The 935-nt window shown below is 59.8% G+C and carries 1 protein-coding gene; it reads left to right on the top strand.

Going from position 1 to position 935, the window contains the following annotated elements:
• Positions 1 to 17: 17 nt before the first annotated feature.
• The coding region (locus RZR99_RS32905; protein ID WP_323123839.1) for an ISL3 family transposase at positions 18 to 935 on the top strand (918 nt) is incomplete at its 3' end.

Here is a 935-nt window from a genome sequence, read left to right on the forward strand (position 1 = left end):
GGGCGTTGGAGGCCAAATTGCTGGATCGCAAAGCACTACAGGCATTGGGATGCTGGACGGGCTACCGGGTTGAGCGAGTGGAATGGCCGTCGGAGGCAAGCCGAACCCTGTCGCTGTATCTCAAGCCGGTCAGCAAAGTGATGGTTTGCGAGCAATGCGGCAAACGGTGCCAGCAGATTCACGAGACGACCATTCGGCGGGTGCGGGATCTGCCCTTATTTGAATACCGGGTGGTGCTCCATGTGCCGCGCCGACGAGTCTGGTGCGACCACTGCGGCGGCCCTCGGTTGGAGAGGCTGGATTGGCTGGGGCGTTACCAACGGGTCACTGCCCGCTTTGCCAAGGCCTGCGAGATCTTGCTGAAGTCCGCCAGCGTACAGGCTGTTGCTGCGTTCTATGGTCTGAATTGGCACACTGTCAAATCGATCGACAAAGCCGGTTTGCAAGCCAGCCTTGTTGAGCCGGATTGGGAACAGGTGCGGTATCTGTCCATGGACGAGTTTGCGCTCCACAAGGGCCATCGCTATGCCACCGTGGTTGTTGAGCCGATCAGCCGGCAAGTGCTATGGATCGGCCAGGGCCGCTCACGCGAAACCGCCCGAGCCTTCTTCGAGCAGCTTCCCGAAGGCGTTGCCGAGCGCATCGAGGCGGTCGCCATCGATATGACGACCGCCTATGAGCTGGAAATCAAGGCGAACTGCCCGCAGGCGGAAGTCGTCTATGACTTGTTCCACGTGGTGGCCAAGTACGGACGTGAAGTCATTGACCGGGTACGAGTCGATCAGGCCAATCAGCTTCGGCACGACCGTCCTGCGCGCAAAGTACTGAAGTCGAGCCGCTGGCTGCTGCTGCGCAATCGCCAGAACTTGCGGGCAGATCAGGCAGTACATCTGAATGAACTGCTGGAAGCCAACCAGCCGTTGCTGTGCGTCTAT

The sequence above is a fragment of the Burkholderia alba genome, from assembly GCF_034721475.1.
In the GTDB taxonomy this organism is placed as follows: Bacteria; Pseudomonadota; Gammaproteobacteria; order Burkholderiales; family Burkholderiaceae; genus Burkholderia; species Burkholderia alba.